The organism is uncultured Methanobrevibacter sp., from assembly GCF_934746965.1.
Lineage (GTDB): Archaea > Methanobacteriota > Methanobacteria > Methanobacteriales > Methanobacteriaceae > Methanocatella.
Map to the genome: position 1 here is coordinate 123,911 of NZ_CAKVFS010000003.1, position 18,775 is coordinate 142,685.

The 18,775-nt window shown below is 26.1% G+C and carries 14 protein-coding genes; 10 read left to right on the forward strand and 4 right to left on the reverse strand.

Annotated elements, in window-relative coordinates; translation table 11 throughout:
• Positions 1 to 167 precede the first annotated feature (167 nt).
• From Q0984_RS03330 to Q0984_RS03350, 5 genes are all read left to right on the forward strand, one after another.
• Positions 168 to 7,796, forward strand: a complete 7,629-nt coding sequence (locus tag Q0984_RS03330) for a hypothetical protein (RefSeq protein WP_299523813.1) — start codon at positions 168 to 170, stop codon at positions 7,794 to 7,796.
• A gap of 219 nt (positions 7,797 to 8,015) precedes the next feature.
• On the forward strand, positions 8,016 to 10,760 hold the full coding sequence (locus Q0984_RS03335; protein WP_299523542.1) for an Ig-like domain-containing protein: 2,745 nt from the start codon (positions 8,016 to 8,018) through the stop codon (positions 10,758 to 10,760).
• Positions 10,761 to 10,833: 73 nt separating this feature from the next.
• Positions 10,834 to 11,382 (forward strand): DUF2284 domain-containing protein, encoded by a 549-nt coding sequence (locus tag Q0984_RS03340; protein ID WP_299523545.1) that lies wholly within the window; start codon positions 10,834 to 10,836, stop codon positions 11,380 to 11,382.
• Between the two features lie 12 nt (positions 11,383 to 11,394).
• Entirely contained in the window at positions 11,395 to 12,075 is a 681-nt protein-coding gene (gene npdG / locus Q0984_RS03345) for an NADPH-dependent F420 reductase (RefSeq protein ID WP_299523548.1), read from the forward strand.
• Positions 12,076 to 12,181: 106 nt separating this feature from the next.
• Complete coding sequence (locus Q0984_RS03350) at positions 12,182 to 12,427, forward strand: TIGR04076 family protein (RefSeq protein ID WP_299523551.1); 246 nt, start codon at positions 12,182 to 12,184, stop codon at positions 12,425 to 12,427.
• Here Q0984_RS03350 and Q0984_RS03355 read toward each other — a convergent pair.
• Entirely contained in the window at positions 12,411 to 13,037 is a 627-nt protein-coding gene (locus tag Q0984_RS03355; protein WP_299523554.1) for a CatA-like O-acetyltransferase, read from the reverse strand. The two genes, Q0984_RS03350 and Q0984_RS03355, sit on opposite strands and share 17 nt — an antisense overlap.
• A 122-nt stretch (positions 13,038 to 13,159) precedes the next feature.
• Between Q0984_RS03355 and Q0984_RS03360 the strand changes: the two genes are divergently transcribed.
• The 4 genes from Q0984_RS03360 (at position 13,160) to Q0984_RS03375 (ending at position 17,208) form a co-directional block, all read left to right on the forward strand.
• A complete protein-coding gene (locus tag Q0984_RS03360; RefSeq protein WP_299523557.1) occupies positions 13,160 to 14,494 on the forward strand; it encodes an FAD-dependent oxidoreductase in 1,335 nt (444 codons plus the stop codon).
• A 72-nt stretch (positions 14,495 to 14,566) separates the two neighbouring features.
• A complete protein-coding gene (locus Q0984_RS03365) occupies positions 14,567 to 15,439 on the forward strand; it encodes an Mrp/NBP35 family ATP-binding protein (protein WP_299523560.1) in 873 nt (290 codons plus the stop codon).
• Between the two features lie 55 nt (positions 15,440 to 15,494).
• Positions 15,495 to 16,070, forward strand: coding sequence for a sugar O-acetyltransferase (locus tag Q0984_RS03370; RefSeq protein ID WP_299523563.1), 576 nt, complete (start codon positions 15,495 to 15,497; stop codon positions 16,068 to 16,070).
• Positions 16,051 to 17,208: a MalY/PatB family protein gene (locus tag Q0984_RS03375; protein WP_299523566.1), complete on the forward strand. Its 1,158-nt coding sequence runs from the start codon at positions 16,051 to 16,053 to the stop codon at positions 17,206 to 17,208. The genes Q0984_RS03370 and Q0984_RS03375 overlap by 20 nt, the downstream gene beginning before the upstream one ends.
• Positions 17,209 to 17,483: 275 nt before the next feature.
• Here the strand turns inward: Q0984_RS03375 and Q0984_RS03380 are convergent, their stop codons facing one another.
• The 3 genes from Q0984_RS03380 to Q0984_RS03390 form a co-directional block, all read right to left on the reverse strand.
• Positions 17,484 to 17,579, reverse strand: coding sequence for a zinc ribbon domain-containing protein (locus tag Q0984_RS03380; RefSeq protein ID WP_299523570.1), 96 nt, complete (start codon positions 17,577 to 17,579; stop codon positions 17,484 to 17,486).
• 127 nt (positions 17,580 to 17,706) lie between these two features.
• Positions 17,707 to 18,264 (reverse strand): peptide-methionine (R)-S-oxide reductase, encoded by a 558-nt coding sequence (locus tag Q0984_RS08865; protein ID WP_365906981.1) that lies wholly within the window; start codon positions 18,262 to 18,264, stop codon positions 17,707 to 17,709.
• A gap of 9 nt (positions 18,265 to 18,273) precedes the next feature.
• Positions 18,274 to 18,501: a peptide-methionine (S)-S-oxide reductase gene (locus Q0984_RS03390; RefSeq protein WP_299523572.1), complete on the reverse strand. Its 228-nt coding sequence runs from the start codon at positions 18,499 to 18,501 to the stop codon at positions 18,274 to 18,276.
• Positions 18,502 to 18,586: 85 nt separating this feature from the next.
• Here Q0984_RS03390 and Q0984_RS03395 point away from each other — a divergent pair, with 85 nt between their 5' ends.
• A complete protein-coding gene (locus tag Q0984_RS03395; RefSeq protein ID WP_299523575.1) occupies positions 18,587 to 18,766 on the forward strand; it encodes a hypothetical protein in 180 nt (59 codons plus the stop codon).
• The last annotated feature ends 9 nt before the right edge of the window (positions 18,767 to 18,775 follow it).

Sequence of the window (18,775 nt, forward strand, 5' to 3'; positions counted from 1 at the left end):
TTTTTTTTAATTCTTATTTTTTGTTTTAATTAATTGGAAAGTATTATTAATAATTAAATTATAATTAATAAATATTAAAGTATTTTTTATTTTTATATAATTAATTGAAAAAAGTGATGACTTTGAATAAATTGAAATGGACTTTGATAATCGTCTTATTAATATTAATGATTTTTAGTATTAATATAGTAAGTGCAATGGATTATGGGGAGGTAAATAATGTATCTACTACAGTTATGGATTCTTCTCAAGAAATCACTGCTTTTAATGATAATTTTGTTTTAGATGATTCTAATTCAAACACTATTTATGTTTCAAAAGAGGGTAGTGATTCAAATGATGGTTTAACAAAAGATAAATCATTAGCTAGTTTAACTCATGCATTAAATATAGTTCCAAATAATGGAAGTATTATACTGCTTGATGGATCATATTCTTATTCTTCTATTTCTATTCTCTCTTCAAAAATTGTTACAATTGAAGGGGGAGGCAATGTTAATTTAACAGGTGGGAATTCATATAATTCATTTATTACAAATGATGGTATATTAACACTTAAAAATATTAATGTTGTAAATTGTAAAGGGGAATATACTGATGCTGCTATTGTTAATAAAAACGTATTATATGTATTAAATTCTACTTTTAATAATAATAAACTTGTATTTTATAATCTTGGTGACTTAATTATTAATAATTCTAATTTTTTAAATAGTTTAAATACTGTTGTATATGCTGATGAAAATACAAAAACAACAACAGTAATTAATTCAAGGTTTATTAATGGTAAATCTGCTGGAAGTATTTTATCATTTAGTGATTCTAAATATTCTACATTAATTGAAAATTGTACTTTTGAAAATATTTATTCTACTACTAATGCTGGGGGAATCATTGGCGTAAGCAATAGTGGTGCAGATTTTAGAATTAACAATTGTCGTTTTATTAATAATACTTTAGATGCTAAAGGTATGTTTACACAAACATCTGATAAATATGGTGTAGTTATTCGTGTGGGTCTTACAACTGATGTTTTATTTGAAATTACCAAATCTGTATTTGTAAATAATAAAGGTATTAATGGAGCAATAGGTGTTATTCAACAAGTTAATTCTTATATTAATGTAACTCATTCTATTTTTTTAAATAACACAGATTATAATGGAAATACTATTGTTAATGGTGCTTCAAGAGGAACTAGTATTTATGATTATAATTGGTGGGGTATTGATAATCCAGATTTTGGTGTTTTAGTTAATGATGCAAAAAATAAAATAAATAATTGGGTTATATTAAATATGAATTATGTTCCTTCAACTAATATTGTTGCTGGAAGTAATATTAAAGTAATTTCTGGTTTAACTAAATATAAGGATGTTAATGGAAATATTGGTAGTTTAATTGAAAAGCTTCCAGATTATGGAAATATTACTTTTGAATTCCAAGATGGATTTAAAAAAATTGTAGCTATTGAAAATGGATTGGCTAAACTTGATTATGTTGTTAAATCTGGGGAAAATATTGTTTATTCTATATTAGATAATCAAAAAGCCAATATTACAATTGTAGCTAAAGAACTGGATATTATATATGTTTCTGAAAATGGAGATGATTCTAATGAAGGTTCTGAACTTAGTCCTGTTAAAACAATTGCTGTCGCGATTAAATTAACAACTACTGGTAAAATAATTATTCTTCCAGGTAAGTATATGGAAAATAATTTAAATATAGATAAAAACTTGAATATAACTGGTCGTGGAAATGTTATTATTGATGGTAAGACTTCTGGGACAATATTTACTTTTAACTCAGGGATAATGGTTTATTTAAATAATTTAAATATTAATAATGCATTTAAAAATGGTTATGGTGGAGTTATTTATAATAATGGAGCTAATTTATATTTAAATTCCATTAATTTCTATGGAAATTCTGCAACAAATGGGGGAGCAGCTATTTATAATACAAATAAAGGTTCTATTACAATTTTTAATTCTAAATTTTATAATAATACTAATACTGTAAGTTCTGGGTGGAATAAAGGAGGGTCAGCTATTTATAATACTGATTCTTCAAAAGTCATAATTGAAAATTCTGAATTTTATTTGAATAATGCAGCAGGTGATGGAACTATACAATCATATGGTGGAGATTTGACAATTAAAAGTTCTAAATTTTTCAATAATACTGCAAAATGTGGATCTGTGATTTACACTGAAAATTCAAAGGTTCTTGTTGATAATTGTGAATTTTATGATAATATTGCAAATAATGCCGTAATCTATGCAAGAACTTCTACTTTAAATATTACTAATTCCATAATTCGTGAAAATTATGCGAAAAATTGTCCTGCAGTAATTCAAAATTTAGGGAGTAATATAATAATTGACAATAATACAATTGTTAATAATAAAGGTACTCGTGCAATTATAATTAATCAGGACTTAAGTAGCTCTAGTGCTGTTTTAAATATAATTAATTCAAGAATCTATAATAATACAGTTTTAGTGGATTCAACTGTTTATGGAATTATTTATAATGATAAGTCTTCTTCAAATAATAATATTACATTAAACATTAATAATTGTGCTATTTTTAATAATAACGTTCCAAATAATATGATTATTCAACATGGAGATTTAACTAGTAATATTTATGTAAATGCAAATTTTAATTGGTGGGGTTCTAATAAAGATCCATTAAGTCTTGTTTGCAGTGGGGTTATTTTAGATAGTTGGATTATTCTCCAAGTAAATTATGAAGATAAAGGAATTCCAGTTCTTTATGATGTTATAGATATTGAAGCTAATTTAAATCATTATATAACTCGTAATGGTAAAAATGGTACAATTGCAAATAATCATGCATTTGATGGTTTAACTGTTAATTTTAGCACAGTTACAGGTTATTTAACTAAAAATAATCCAATAATTAATAATGGAGTAGCTACTTCAAAATACAGTGTTTTAACATCTTCCAATAATATTATATTTATTAAATTTGATAATGAAACAATTACATTAAATTTAAATTCAAATTATTACAATGGAACAACTTATGTTTCTGTAGATGGTAAAGATACAAATGATGGATCTATAAATTCTCCAGTAGCTTCTCTTGAAAAAGCAATAGCTATTAATAAAAACGGTAATATCATAATTATTAAAGGAACTTATATAGTTATGGATGTAAAAATTGATGGAACATATAATATTACTGGTAATGGTGATGTAACTTTAAGTGGTGGAGATGTTAGTCGTGTTTTATACATTCTTGGAGGAAAAGTAATTATTAAAAATATTAATTTTTCAAATGGTAGAACATTAAGTGAAAGTGGAGCTTTAATTGGAAATGCTGGTGATTTAACATTAATCAATACTACATTTACTAATTCAAAATCTAATAAGAATGGTGGGGCAATTTATAGTGTTGGTAATTTAACAATAATTAATTCAACAATAGCTAATAATAAAGCAACAATTGGTGGAGCGATTTTTATTGATAAATTCAATGATGACTATGTAAATATTAAGTTCCAGAATGTTATATTTGAAAATAATGTGGCTACTGGAGAAAATAAACATGGTGGTGGAGCTATTTATGCTCAAGCTATTGGTGGAACTGTATTAATTGATAATTGTTCATTTATTTCTAATTCAGTTTCTGGAAATTTTGCAGGAGGAGCTATTTATTCTCTTCAACTTGTTAATAGAATGAAAATTATTAATTCAAAATTTATTAATAATTCTGCTAATTCTCCTGAAAATTATGGTGGAGGAGCAATTTGTTTTATTGGTGGAAATTTAGAAACAATAGGTAAATTAGATATAATTAACTCACTATTTGAAGATAATATAGATTCTATTGCTGGTGGAATTTATATTAGGGCTTCAACTTTAGATATTTCTAATTCAATTTTAATTAACAATTCTAAATTTTCTATTTATAAAGGAATTACTAGTTATGCAACTACTAAAATAACTGCTGATAATAATTGGTGGGGAACTAATGAAGGAGCAGTCAATTTTGTTTCTGGTGTAGATGTAACTAAATGGATAATAATGACTTTTATTAATAACACTCCAATTATTCAAGGAAATACTGTTATATTAACTGTAGCATTGGATACTTTAAATGATGGATCTAAATTAAATAATCCATTACTATTTTCACGTCCTGTATCAATTATAACTCCAACTAAAACATATAATAATCAATATACTATAGAATATCTTGTAGTTGATAAGATAACCATTATTTCAGCTATTATTGATAATCAGATTATTTATTTATCATCTGATAAATTAAATACTACATTGGAAATTTCAGATGTTATTGTTAATTTAGGTAGGGATATTGATTTAATAGCTAATGTAAAAGATATCAATAAAGTTAATGTAAATATTGGGTTTGTTGAATTTTATGTTAATGGTAAATTAGTTGGCACTAGTGAAGTTAAAAACGGTTTAGCTACTTTAACATTATCTAATAATTATTCTAAAGGGAATTATACGATACTTGCAAAATATGTAGATGTTAATAATGTTTATTATCAAAGTATGAATAAATCTGTTCTTAAGGTTATATCAACTAGTTTAATAGTAACAAATTCAACATTTTTCGACTTCTTTGATGTAAATGGTTTACTTAAAGAAGAAATCACTGCTAATGAATTGATATTTTCAGGTTCATTTATTAATCTTGGATTAAATACTATTACAATTGATCGTTCTATGACTATTAAAGGTGTTAATTCAGCTACTTTAAATAATATTTATTTAGAATTATTAGGAAATAATATATCTGTAGATAATTTCACAATAAATATAAATAAACAGGATTATGGAATTTATGTTGTTAATTGTGGAAATATAATAATTAAAAATTCATTAATTAATTTTAATGATTCAGGTATTTCTGATACTATAGCTATTTATTGTGATAAAGTAAATGAATTACAATTGATTAACAATAGTATTAATTATTTAGGTCAAAGTAAGGGTAAAACTATAAATCATCCAGTTCATATTTCTAATTGTGATAATGCAATAATTGATAATAATATTATCAATGCTAAAATGCCTTCTCTTGCAATTGATTATGATAGGGTAACATATGAAGCTATAACTTACAGTGTTGCATTATTTGTAGATAAATCTGATAATATTAAAATATTAAATAATAAAATCACAAATTCATATAATGCATTTAGTGGAATGTATGATACTATAGAAGGAATTATAATAAAAGCATCTAAAAATCCTGTTATTAAATTTAACGTGATTGATGTAACTGGACATAATTATACTTATGCTTTAAAATTTGTAAGTGTAATGGACAGTGAATTTAATGTTTATGGATGTTTGAATATTGATTGTGCAAATAATATTATTACTTCTAAATGTGATTCTTATTATGCGAATGCTATTGAGTTAGATGGTCCTATATCTGGAAGAGTATATAATAACTCAATAGTTGTTGAAGCTTTAAGTGTTGTTTACGGAATATATTCTCAAGCAATAAATGGTGCAGTTAATTTAGATTATATAAACAATACTATAATAGCTAATTCTCATACTGTATATGGTATGGAGCTTATGGGAACTGATGAGTTTGTTAGTGGAAATAATATAACTGCTAAAGGTAATATAACTATGGGTATTATTTCATCTTCTAAAAATCTTGAAGTGACAAATAACATAATTAATTCTTTAGGAAGTGGAATTGGAACTATTACTGGTGGAGATATTCTTGGAGGAGAAAATACAGGTATTTTAATAACTGCTGATAAAAATTCTGCAAAATATTCTAAATTAAATGCTTATAAAAATAAAATAATTACTACTGGTGATTATACTATAATGATTGATAAACGTAATATTATGGTTAATATTGTTGAAGATAATTATTTGGTATCTTCTAAACTTTTAGGTGATAAATCTGTTTATACTACTTCAAAATTAAATAAAATATTTAATAATACTCCTAGTGAGTATATGACTGTAATTACAGTTAAAAATAATGAATTAATCATTGGTGATAATTATACAATTACATTAACTGACTTTAATGGAACTGGATTAGATGGTATGGAAGTAATAATTAAATGTGGTGGATATGTTTGGAAAAAAATCACTGATAAATTTGGTAAAATTAACATTCCAGCATCTAAGTTAGGTATTGGAAATCATCTTGTTGAGGTGATTTTTGAAGGTAATGGTTATTATGCAGCATCAAAAATATCAAACAATGTAACAATTAATAAAATACCTGTTGATATTGATTTAATCTGTGATGATGTATTTGTTGGATCTGATTTGATTATTAGTGCAGAAATTACTGGTGGTGCAAATGGTGATATAATATTTGTTATTAATAATAAAGAATATATAGTTCCAATTATTAATAATAAAGCCAAATTATCTTTAAATAATTTAGTTACTGGTAAATATGAGGTTATAGCTAAATATGAAGGTAATGAATTATATGAATCTACGACAGTTAGTGCTACATTTAATATAAATAAATATTCTTCAGATATTAAAACAAATATTACTGTTGAAGATAATACAGTAATAATTGAGGTTATTTTACCAAAAGATGCTACTGGTAATGTAACTGCTGTTATTGGGGATAAACATTATAGTATTGATATAAAAGATGGTGTTGGTAAGTTGCTTATTTCTAATTTAGCTGGAGGAAATTATACTGTAACAATTTATTATTCTGGAGATAATAAATATAATTCCTTTAAATTGGATCAAGATATAATAATAATTCCTTTAGAATTTAAGTTAGATGTTAATGAACTTATTAAATTTTATGGTAATAGTGATAAACTCACTGCTATTTTATTAGACAGTCAAGGAAATCCAATCATCAATGTATCTATTGTATTTACTGTTAACAATATTAAATATACAAGACTTACAAATGGTGACGGTATTGCCTCAATGAATATTAATTTAAATCCGGGTGTTTATAAGGTATCAGCTAGTTATAATAACACAATTGTAAATTCTACTGTAACAGTTAAATCTGTTGTTGTTGGTGATGATATTGTTAAAATGTTTAGAAACGGTACTCAGTATTATGCTTTATTCCTGGATTCAAATGGTAATCCATTAATAAACACTGCTGTTAAATTTAATATTAATGGTGTGTTCTACTATAGAAATACTACTAATGAGGGTGTTGCTAGGTTAAATATTAATTTAAGACCTGGGGAGTATATTATTACTAATTATAATCTTGTGACTGGTGAGGAAAACTCTAATAAAGTGGTTGTAAAACCATTAATTGCTGAAAATTATGATTTAGTAAAATATTTCCAAAATGAATCACAATTCAGCGTAAAAATCATTGGAAAAGACGGTAAAATAGTAACAGGTGAAGAAGTAAACTTCAACATCAACGGAGTATTCTACAAACGTGTAACTGACGAAAACGGAATAGCTACATTAAAAATCAACCTAAGACCAGGAAACTACATAATAACCTCAGAATACGAAGGATACGCAATAGCTAACAACATAACAGTCCTACCAACACTAAAAACAACAGACCTCTCTATGAATTACAAAGACGGATCAACATTCAATGCAATTGCATTGGATAAACAAGGAAACCCACTAGCTAACCAAAAAATAACATTCAACGTCAACGGAGTATTCTACAACAAAATAACTGATGAAAACGGTGTAGCTAAACTAAACATAAACTTAAACAAAGGCCAATACATCATAACATCAATATGGGATGATTACATGGTAGGAAACAAAATTACAATTGCTTAAGAGATTTTTTTTTAAATTCTTTTTTACTTTTTTCTTTTTAATTTTATCAAATCTTGTTTTTCATGTAATTTAATAACGATATAATCATTTATTCTATTCAAAAAGATTATATTCTATTTTTTGTAAATATATATTACATACATTCATAATATGATACTATTTTAGAATAATGTTAAATTATGGATGTGGATAATATATTTATAAATGGAGAGATTAACTATGAATAAAAAGATATTTGTTTTGCTTCTTGTTGCAATAGTTGCTCTTTCACTTTCAGCAGTTTCTGCTAATGAAAACACGACAGATGATGTTGTTGTATCTTCTGAAAGCATAAATACTGTAGCAACATATAATGATGTTGTTAGTGATTCAGCAATAAATAATGCTTCTATAACTGTATCTGCTGAAAATATTAGTTATGGTGAAAATGCAATTGTTGAAGCTAATATAATTCCAAATACTACTGCAGGTAATATTAGTTTTATCTTAGATGGTAAAATTAATCAGTCTGGAATTATTATTAATGGTAGTGCAAGTACAATCTTTGAAAATTTAGAAATAGGCAAACATAATGTAACTGCAATTTATAATGGAATTAGTTCTACTACTTCATTTAATGTAGTTGGAAATACAGTTACAAATGATACATTTTTTGATTATTTTGATGAAGAAGGTTGTTTAAGAGATTATATTACATTTTCTGATTTGATTTTTGAAGGTAATTTTACAAATCTTAATATAGATGGTGTAAAAATTACTAGAAAAATTAATTTAATTGGTAAAAATGCTAGTTTAATTAATACTCCTATTTTCATTACTGGGGATGATGTTTCAGTAGATAATTTTACTTTTATTGTAAATGATGGTTCTGTAGAAGCACCTATTGTAATGGAAAATTGTGAGAATATTAACATAAGTAATAATATTATTTTATTTAATAAAAATTCTGATGGTAATTCATTTGCAATTTTAGGTGGTCATTTAGTTAATTTAACTATTAATAATAATACTATTAACTTTACTAGTGAAAATACTAAAGATTTGACTTATGCTATTTGCATATTTGCGTCTAATAATGTAAATATTTTAAATAATAATATGTTAATTAGTATTCCATCTGTTCCTGTAAGTTATGATCCAATTACTTATGATGCTACTGTAAAATCTACAGGTATGTTCATTGAAGAATCTAATAATTTGAATATAAATTCAAATAATATTATTGTAAACTATAATAATTTTAATGGAACTTATGATACTATTTATGCTTTAAATATTGCTTCTGGAAATAATGTATCTATAAAAAATAATAATATAACTACTAAAGGTCATAGTTATACTTATGGAATTAATATTGGTTCTAAAAATATAACAATCGATTCTAATGGTATTTATACTATTTCTGATAATAATTATGCTGCAGGTATTCAAATAAATGGTGGTTCTACTGGCATTATTAAAAATAATGAAATTTTAGTAGATTCTCCTAATTTTGCATATGGTATTTACTCAAGTAGTTTCCCTAAAACTAATAATATTACTTATGATGGTAACGATGTTGTAGGTAATTCTAGTTATATCTATGGTATCTATTTAAGTGGATATAATGAAACTTTATTAAATAACAATGTATCTCTTGTAGGTAACTTTACTGTAGGTATTGCATCTAGTGCAAATTTATTAACATTAATTAAAAATGAAATAATTACTAATGGTAATAATATTGGTAATGCAAGTAAATGTGGAGATTCTATTATTGCTGAAACTGTTGGTATTAAAATAGCTTCTGGTAATGTAACTATAACTAATTGTACTGTTAAAACCAATGGTGATTATGCAATTAATACTACTGGTGCTGGAGTAATAACATATAATTATTTAATTGCTAATGTTGGTTTAGGTGATGATGCTGTTAAATTTAGCAATAAGGACACTATTGTAGAAAATAATGGTCCTAAATTTATCTTAACTGTTCCAGAACTTGTTAAAATGTATGGCACTGATGGTAAACTTCAAGCTATTTTAACTGATGCTAAAAACAATCCTATTGTTAATGCTACCATTACATTTATTGTTAATGGTGTAACTTATACTAGAAATACTAATGAAAGTGGTATAGCATCTATGAATATTAATTTATATCCTGGATTCTTTGAAGTATCAGCTAATTACAATAAAACTACTGTAAATTCAAGTATTAATATTACTTCATCTATATTTGGTAATAATATTGTTAAAATTTATCAAAATGGAACTCAATTCTTTGCAACATTCTATGGTAAAGATGGTAAAACATTAGCTAATGGTACTAATGTAACATTTAATATTAATGGTGTGATATATACACGTCAAACTAATGAAAATGGTACTGCAAGATTAGCTATTAACTTAAGACATGGAGAATACATTTTAACTGCAACCAATCTTGAAAATAATGAACAAAAAGGATTTAATATTACTGTTTTGTCAAATGTTGAAACTAATGATTTAGTAAAATACTTTAAAAACGAATCTCAATTTATTGTTAAAGTATTTAATAAAGATGGAACTTTAGCTAATGGTACTAATGTAACATTTAATATTAATGGTGTATTTTATGTTAGAGAAGTCACTAATGGTACAGCTAAATTAAATATTAACTTAAACCCAGGTAAATATATAATTACTACTATTTATGAAGGATATGCAGTTGGAAATAATGTTACTGTAAATTCAACTTTAATTACTAAAGATTTATCTATGAATTATAAAGATGGATCTACATTTAATGCTACTGTTTTAGATGGACAAGGTAATCCATTAGCTAATCAAACTGTAACATTTAATGTAAATGGAGTAGTTTATAATAAAACCTCTGATGAAAATGGTATTGCTAAATTAAATATTAATTTAATTGCTGGTAAGTATATCATTACTTCAACATGGAATGGTTATCAAGTTGGAAGAACTTTAACTATTGCTTAAGAGATTTAATTAATCTCTTAACTTTTTTCTTTTTTTGGAAACTTTTATTTATTGTTTTATTTAAAATAATAATATGGTTAACATAACTAAACTCACTGCAGATGTTGATGTATCTGATTATTGTAACAAATATGTTGACGTTGATAAATTTTTAGAAATCTGTAAAGAGTGCGATCAATACGGTAACAACTGGAGTTGTCCACCTTTTGATTTTAATCCTAAAGAAATATGGAATTCATTTAACAAACTTAAAATAATTGCTTTTAAATTTGATTTTTCTTTGGAAGAGTTAAATAGAACATACACTCCTAATGAGTTGAATTTTATCATAAAAAAACTTGAGAGGATGAAAGTTAAATTAATGAATGAAATTTATGCATTGGAAGATGATGATTCTTTAGGATTATTTATAGGAAGCTGTAATTTATGTATGAGATGCACTCGAACAATTGGTATGAGATGTAAAATGCCATTTAAATTAAGATATTCTATTGAATCACTAGGTGGGAATGTTGACGAAACAATCAAAGATATTTTTGGTTATGAAATCATCTATGCAAAAGATGGAAAATTACCAGAATACATGATTTTTGTTGGAGGATTACTCTACGACAAAAAATAAGGAGAATAAAAAATGAAAATAGGTATTATTGGTGGAACCGGTGCACAAGGTCTTGGAATCGCAAAACGTTTAGCTATTGCAGGTGAAGATGTAATTGTAGGATCACGTAAAGAAGAAAAAGCTTTAAAAATAGTTGAAGAAACAAATGAAGAAATCAAAGAATATAATCCTAAAAAATTAACAGGTATGGCTAATGAGGATGCAGCAGCTAATGCAGATGTATTAATTTTAACAGTGCCTTTAGAAGCTCAAAGTGCAACTTTAAAAACAATTAAAGAAAATGCAAAAGGAAAAATACTTTTAGATGCAACTGTACCTTTAGAAACAGCTATTGGCGGACCTGTCAGCAATGTTTTACACATAAATCCAGGTTCTGCTGCTGAACGTGCAGCAAAAATATTAAAAGATGTTAATGTTAAAGTTATTGCAGCATTTAATAATATTAGTAATTCCCATTTAGCAAACCTTTCAGAGCCAATTGATTGTGATTGTTTAATTTGTGGTGATGATGAGGAAGCTAAACAAGTTGCTACTGAAATAATTGAAAAAATTCCTGATTTAAAAGCTATTGATATTGGACCATTAAATAAAGCTCATTTAATTGAATCTATTACTCCATTATTAATTGGTATGAATATTAAATATAAATCACATTATGGTGGATTTAGAATAACCGGTATTGATTTTGATTAAATCTTTACCTTTTTTTGATTCTCATGAAAAAAGTTAAAATAACTGTTTTAAAAACAACATTTCAGGAAGATTTAGCTAATAAATATGGTGTTGATGGTTTAGGTTGTTGTCCAATGTTAAAAGAGGGGGAAGTTTATTAGGTGATTGGGCAAAACCTGAAGGTTTTTGTGATGAAGCATGGAAAGCCATATATCAGTATGTATTTGCTTTAGCTCATAGTGCAAATGACTTATTTTATTATAAAGATTGGATTAAGAAACCAGGTGTAGCTATTGTAAGTTGTAATGATGGTTTAAGACCCGTAATTTTTAAATTAGAAGCTACAAATATTGAATCTAAGGCAATTGATTAAAATTTTCCTGAACTTTTTTATAGAATTCCCCTAATTCTAGACCATTAACAAATATATGACTTACTGTAATAGCAATTGTCATTTCATAGTTTTCATTCACTTTTCCCCAGGTGATTAATGGTTGAATTTGTGTAGGTGATGCTGTACAGGTTGTTATGGAATCAAAATCTACCCAGGGGATACATGATAAGTTGACTATGTTTTCAATATCTCTTTTTTCCATTTCAATCATAAATGCTTCTTTTTTGTTATTTAATGTGTCTTGAATTAATTGTTTCACATAATCATGCCATGATAAAGTGTCTTTAAATTGTTCTGGAGGTTTAACTCTCATTTCTTTGTAGTTATCTTCTTGTTTATTCATAATTGGAGATACTCCATCTAAATAATCATATTCAATAACTTTATTATCAATTATTCTTCTTTTAAGTTGAGGTATTGAATTTACAGCTTTTAATAAGCAACCTAATGATAAAATAAAAAAAGAATAATCATTTTCTTTTGAATATTTCCACATTTTTTCAACATTTATTCTTGATGACATGGAATATCTTGATGATTGAAAATTTATAAAAGGATTTTCTTTTAAATTAAATTTAATTTCTTTCATTTATTTTCACCTTTCAAATTAAATTTTTTTCAATAGTTACTTTTTTATACTTATATTTTAATAAATATTAGTGTTAAAATTCACAAATATTTGTTAATTTGTTTAAAAAAGGTTTTGTTAGAATGAAAGTAGTTATTGTTGGTGGTGGAGCAGGTGGTATGTCCACAGCTTCCAATATTAGACGATTAGATAAAAATGCTGAAATTATTGTTATAACTCGTGATAAAAATGTAGCATATTCTCCATGTGCTATTCCTTATGTATTATCTGGAAAAATTGCTTCTTTTGATGATATTATTATGAAAACACCTCAAGATTATAAAGAAGATAATATTGATGTTTTAGTAAACTCTGAGGTAACTAACATAGATAGTAATAAAAAATCTGTCACTTATGAAAATGATGATGGTGAAAAAACTATTTCTTATGATAAATTAGTTTTAGCTACTGGTGGAAATCCTTTTGTACCACCAATGGAAGGAGTTGACTTAGATGGTGTTTTCCAAATAAGAAACATTGATGATGGTAGAAAAGTTCAAAAATGGGCTAAAAACTCTAAAAGTGCTGTTGTAACTGGTGCTGGATTGATTGGTATTGAAATTGTTTATGCTTTAAAAGAATTAGGTTTAAATGTAACATTAAGTGAAATGATGCCACAAATTGTTCCAAGATCTCTTGATAGTGATATGGCAGATATTTTAACTAACTACTTAAAAATGGAAAATATCCATGTTATGTTAGGTGAACCTATTACTAAATTAGAAGGGGAAAATGGAAAAGTTAAAAAGGCATATTTCGGTGATGGAAGTTGTATTGATGCAGACATGGTTATTTTAGCTACAGGTGTAAGACCTGAATTAAAACTAGCTAAAATGGCTGATTGTGACATTGGAAGATGGGCTATTTTAGTTAATGAAAAAATGGAAACTTCAGTTGAAGATGTTTATGCAGTTGGGGACTGTGTTGAATCTCAAGATTTAATTCTTCAAGCTAATACAATTAGTCATTTAGGAACTACTGCTGTTCGTGAATCTAAAACATTAGCTAGAACAATAACTGGTAAAAAAGCTAATTTCAATCCTGTGTTAAATGCTATGGTGTCTAAGGTTGGTAAATTAGAATTTGGTGCTGTTGGTTTAACTTCCAGTTTTGCTCAACAAAACAATATTAAACCAATTGTTGAAAAAGTAGAAGCTCTTACAAGAGCTCGTTATTATCCAAATGCTAAACCTATGGATATTAAGATTATTTGTGACTGTAAAGGTAGAATTATTGGTTGTCAAATAATCGCTGAAGAAAGAGTTGCTGAAAGAATTGATACAATGACATTAGCTATTACTCAAGGTTTAAGTTGTTTTGAATTAAGTAATGTTGAATTTGCTTATGCACCTCCAGTATCTATGGTTACTGACCCATTAGTTCTTGCTGTAGAAGAAGTTAGTAAGAAATTTAATTAAAATTATTGTAAACTTTTAAATACTTTTAGTTATTATAATAATATTATATATAAAATTTAGAGAGTGATATTTATGCCAGAACATGGACATCATGGTCATGGAGGACAGATGACTCCTGAACAACAAAAACAAATGATTGAACAACAACTTAATCTTTCAAAGAATTTAGGGCAAATTAAATATAAAATTGCTGTTATGAGTGGTAAAGGAGGAGTAGGAAAATCAACAGTAGCTGCAAATATTGCAGAAGCTTTCCAAAAAGAAGGATTTACCACTGGGATATTAGATGCAGATATTCATGGTCCAAATATACCAAAAATGTTAGGTGTAGAAGATCAAGACATCATGATTAATGAAGAACGTCATATGATGCCTGTTGAAGCACCAAGTGGTCTTAAAGTAATGTCAATGGCTTTTATGTTAGATAGTATTGACACTCCAATTATTTGGAGAGGACCACAAAAAACAGGCAGTATTAAACAGTTAATATCTGATGTAGCATGGGGACCTCTTGATGTTCTTATTATTGATAACCCACCGGGCACTGGAGATGAACCATTAACTGTTTTACAAACAATTACAGATATTGATGCAGTAGTCATGGTAACTACTCCAAATGTAGTATCTCAGGAAGATGTTTTAAAATGTGTAAAAATGGTTGAAATGTTAAATGTGGAAAATATTGGTTTAGTTGAAAATATGGCTTACTATGAATGTCCACATTGTAGTGAAAAACTCCATATCTTTGGTAAAGGTGATGGAAAAGATTTCGCAGATGAAATGGAAATTAGTTATCTTGGAGATTTACCATTAACTGAAAAAGTATCAAATTCACCAAATAAAGGTGGAGTAATGGTTACTATTGAACCTAAATCTGAAGTAGCTAAAAGATTTACTGAAATAGTTAATGATATTCAAAAAGATTTCTTTAAAAAAGAAGATTAAATATCTTTTTTTTACATTTACTTTTTTTTAAAAAAAATTAATTAAGGTTTTTTAATTGCAAAGTGAACTTGAAAAATTAAAAGCAGGATTGGATTATTGTTATGATGATCCTGAAGTAGAAGCACTAAAAAATAATGCAATAATAAACTGTAGAAAATATAATTCAATTGATGATTTAGATAAACAAAAACAGTATAAATTTTTAAAATTCATGTTAGGCTCTGTTGGAGAAGATGTTTGTATTGAAAAGAGATTTAACTGTGATAATGGAAAAAATATTTATATTGGATCTCATTTTTTAGCTAATTATAATTTAACAATTCTTGATGTTGTTGATGTTAAAATTGGAAATTATGTTTTAATAGGACCAAATACATTAATAACTACTGTAGGTCACCCTATATCTCCTAAAGGTAGGAGAAATAAAATTGGAACAACTGCTCCAATTACTATTGGGGATGATGTATGGATTGGAGGTAATGTAACAATTTTACCTGGAGTAACAATAGGTAATAATGTTGTTATTGGTGCTGGAGCTGTAGTCAGTAAAGATATTCCAGATAATTCATTAGCTGTAGGTGTTCCAGCAAGAGTTATAAAAGAAATTAAAAATGATTTATATGGCATATGATTTTAATAAGGTAATTAATCGTGAAAATACTAATTCCTTAAAATGGGATTTGTTTAATACTAAAATCCCAATGTGGGTAGCAGATATGGATTTTAAAGTTGCTCCAGAAATATCTGATGAAATTATAAAAAAAGCTAACAGTAATTTATATGGTTATACTATAATTCCAAATGACTGGTATGATGCATATATCAATTGGTGGAAATATTATGGATTAAATATAGATAAAAATAATTTAAAATTTGCTAATGGTGTAATGCCAGCAATAGCTACTATTATTCGTAAATTAACTAAAGAAAATGATAAAATATTAATCCAAACACCAGTGTACCATGTATTTTTTCATGTGATTGAGGATAATAATAGGGAAGTTGTAGAAAATCATTTAATCTATAAATATGGAAATTATGAAATTGATTTTAAAGATTTGGAAGAAAAATTAGCTGATGAAAATGTAACTTTAATGATGTTATGTAATCCACACAATCCTATTGGTAAAATCTGGTCCAAAAATGATTTGGAAAAAATAGCTAATTTATGTGCCAAATATGGTGTACATATAATTTCTGATGAAATTCATTGTGATTTAACTGATCCAGATAAAAAATATGTTCCTTTTAGCAGTGTAAGTAAACATGATTCAATTACAACTTTATCTCCTACTAAATCATTTAATATTGCTGGTTTAAATACTGCTGCAGTTTATGTTACTAGTGAAAAATTAAAAGAAGATGTTTTCAATGCTTTAGATGTTGAATGGGTTAGCAGAGCTAATACTTTTGCTATTGTTGGAGCAATTGCTGCATATACTAAAGGTAGATTGTGGCTTAATGAGTTGAGACAATATATTTATGATAATAAAAGATATGTAGCTAACTTTTTAAAAAAAGAAATTCCTGAAATTAAATTAGTTGATTGTGAAGCTACATATTTATTGTGGTTAGATTGTTCTAAGTTAAATATATCCTCAAAAAATTTTGTTGAGTTTTTAAATGAAAAAACAGGAGTATTATTATCTCCAGGTATTGATTTTAGTAATAGTTGTGATGAATTTTTAAGATTAAATATTGCTTGTCCAAAAAAATTATTAATAGAAGGTTTAAAATCTATTAAACAAGGAGTAACTATTTATAAATAAATTTTAATAGTTCTATTATTTTATACAACTTTATTTAATATTGGTATTTTTTTAATGAAAAATACAATCATTACCGAGAGAAGATATAAACAAAATGTTCCTAAAATTCTATAAATAAAACTAGTTTCTGGAAATGGGAATATTTCATTGAAAATTGTATATTTGATTTGTATATGGATTAAATAAACTCCCATAGTACAACTAGCTAATGTTGTCACTATTTATTTCTACAAATTCATATCTATAATTGTCATGTAAAGTAATGAATAGTAAAATTAGGGAATGAATAATCCACAGTGGGGACAAATCATATCATCTTTATCTATGTGATGACCACAAAAAGGGCAATGTTTGTGTTTTTTATTGGACATTTTTAAACCTCCGTGAATTATTTTTGTTTTTTAATTTAGATTTAATTATTAAAAATATTTTTCATTGGTTTTAAATAAGAATTACTATTTTAAAAACAATGAAACTATTCATGAGAGTAAGTTAAATTTATTTATGGATAAATTTTAATGCTGCTGAATTTATTTCATAATAATTTCTTCTTTTATATCCTAAATGGATTCCACTTTTTGATGCTCTGATTTCTAATCTAACCATTCCATATGAAAAATCTCTTAGGCTATCAATTGCATTTTCATGAATGGGTTTACTAAAACAAGCAAATCCAGAATTAGTTTTTATTTTATCTTTTGATGAAAATAATTCTTCATTATTTGTAATATCTAAATATATGCCTTCTTCATCAAAATCAACATATTTTCCGGTAAATGCATCTTCATTCATAGCTAGTGATGTTACCTGATATGATTCTAAACTTAAGTTTTTGGTGGGATTTAAAGTTATATCAATTTTTGGGTGGATTTCAGGATGTTTATCTAAATATTTTTGATATTTTTCTTCAGCAAGGTAAAAACCTCTTAAAATATTTGCTTCAATAGGTAGTTTGGGTTTTGTTTGTTTTAAAAATTTTAAAACTGTTTTAGCATCTTTATTTTCATGCCAATAAATTCCTAATTTATGTTGTGGTTTAGTGGGTTTTTTGATTATTTTTAGAAATTATTTAAGTATTTCTTCTAATTCTGTTTCATATGTATTGTAATTTACTTTTACACATTCTACATGTTTTGTTTTATTAGTAGCTACTTTTTCATATGTTGGATCATGTGTTATTCCATTTGCATAACCTACCTCCGTTTGTATAATTCCTTTTAATCTGGAAATATATGCTTCCACTTCCCAAAAAGGTCCACCTGCTAAGTAGATTGTTTTAATGTTGTATTTCATAATCTTTGTTTTAATATGATAAGATTTATAAATTATTCTAAATAAAAATGTAATATAATTAATGATAATATTTTGGAGGAGAAATATGTTTTATAGTACAATAATGAAAATTGATTCAATTGATAGATTAAGGGATATTAGAGATGCATTATTAGTTGAGCAAGGTATTAATCCTACTCGTCAAGGTGAACAAGCTATTAAAGTAGTTGTTGATAGAATTGATGAAATTCAAGCTACTTTAGATAAATCTGCTTCAAGAAAATAGAGTGATTTT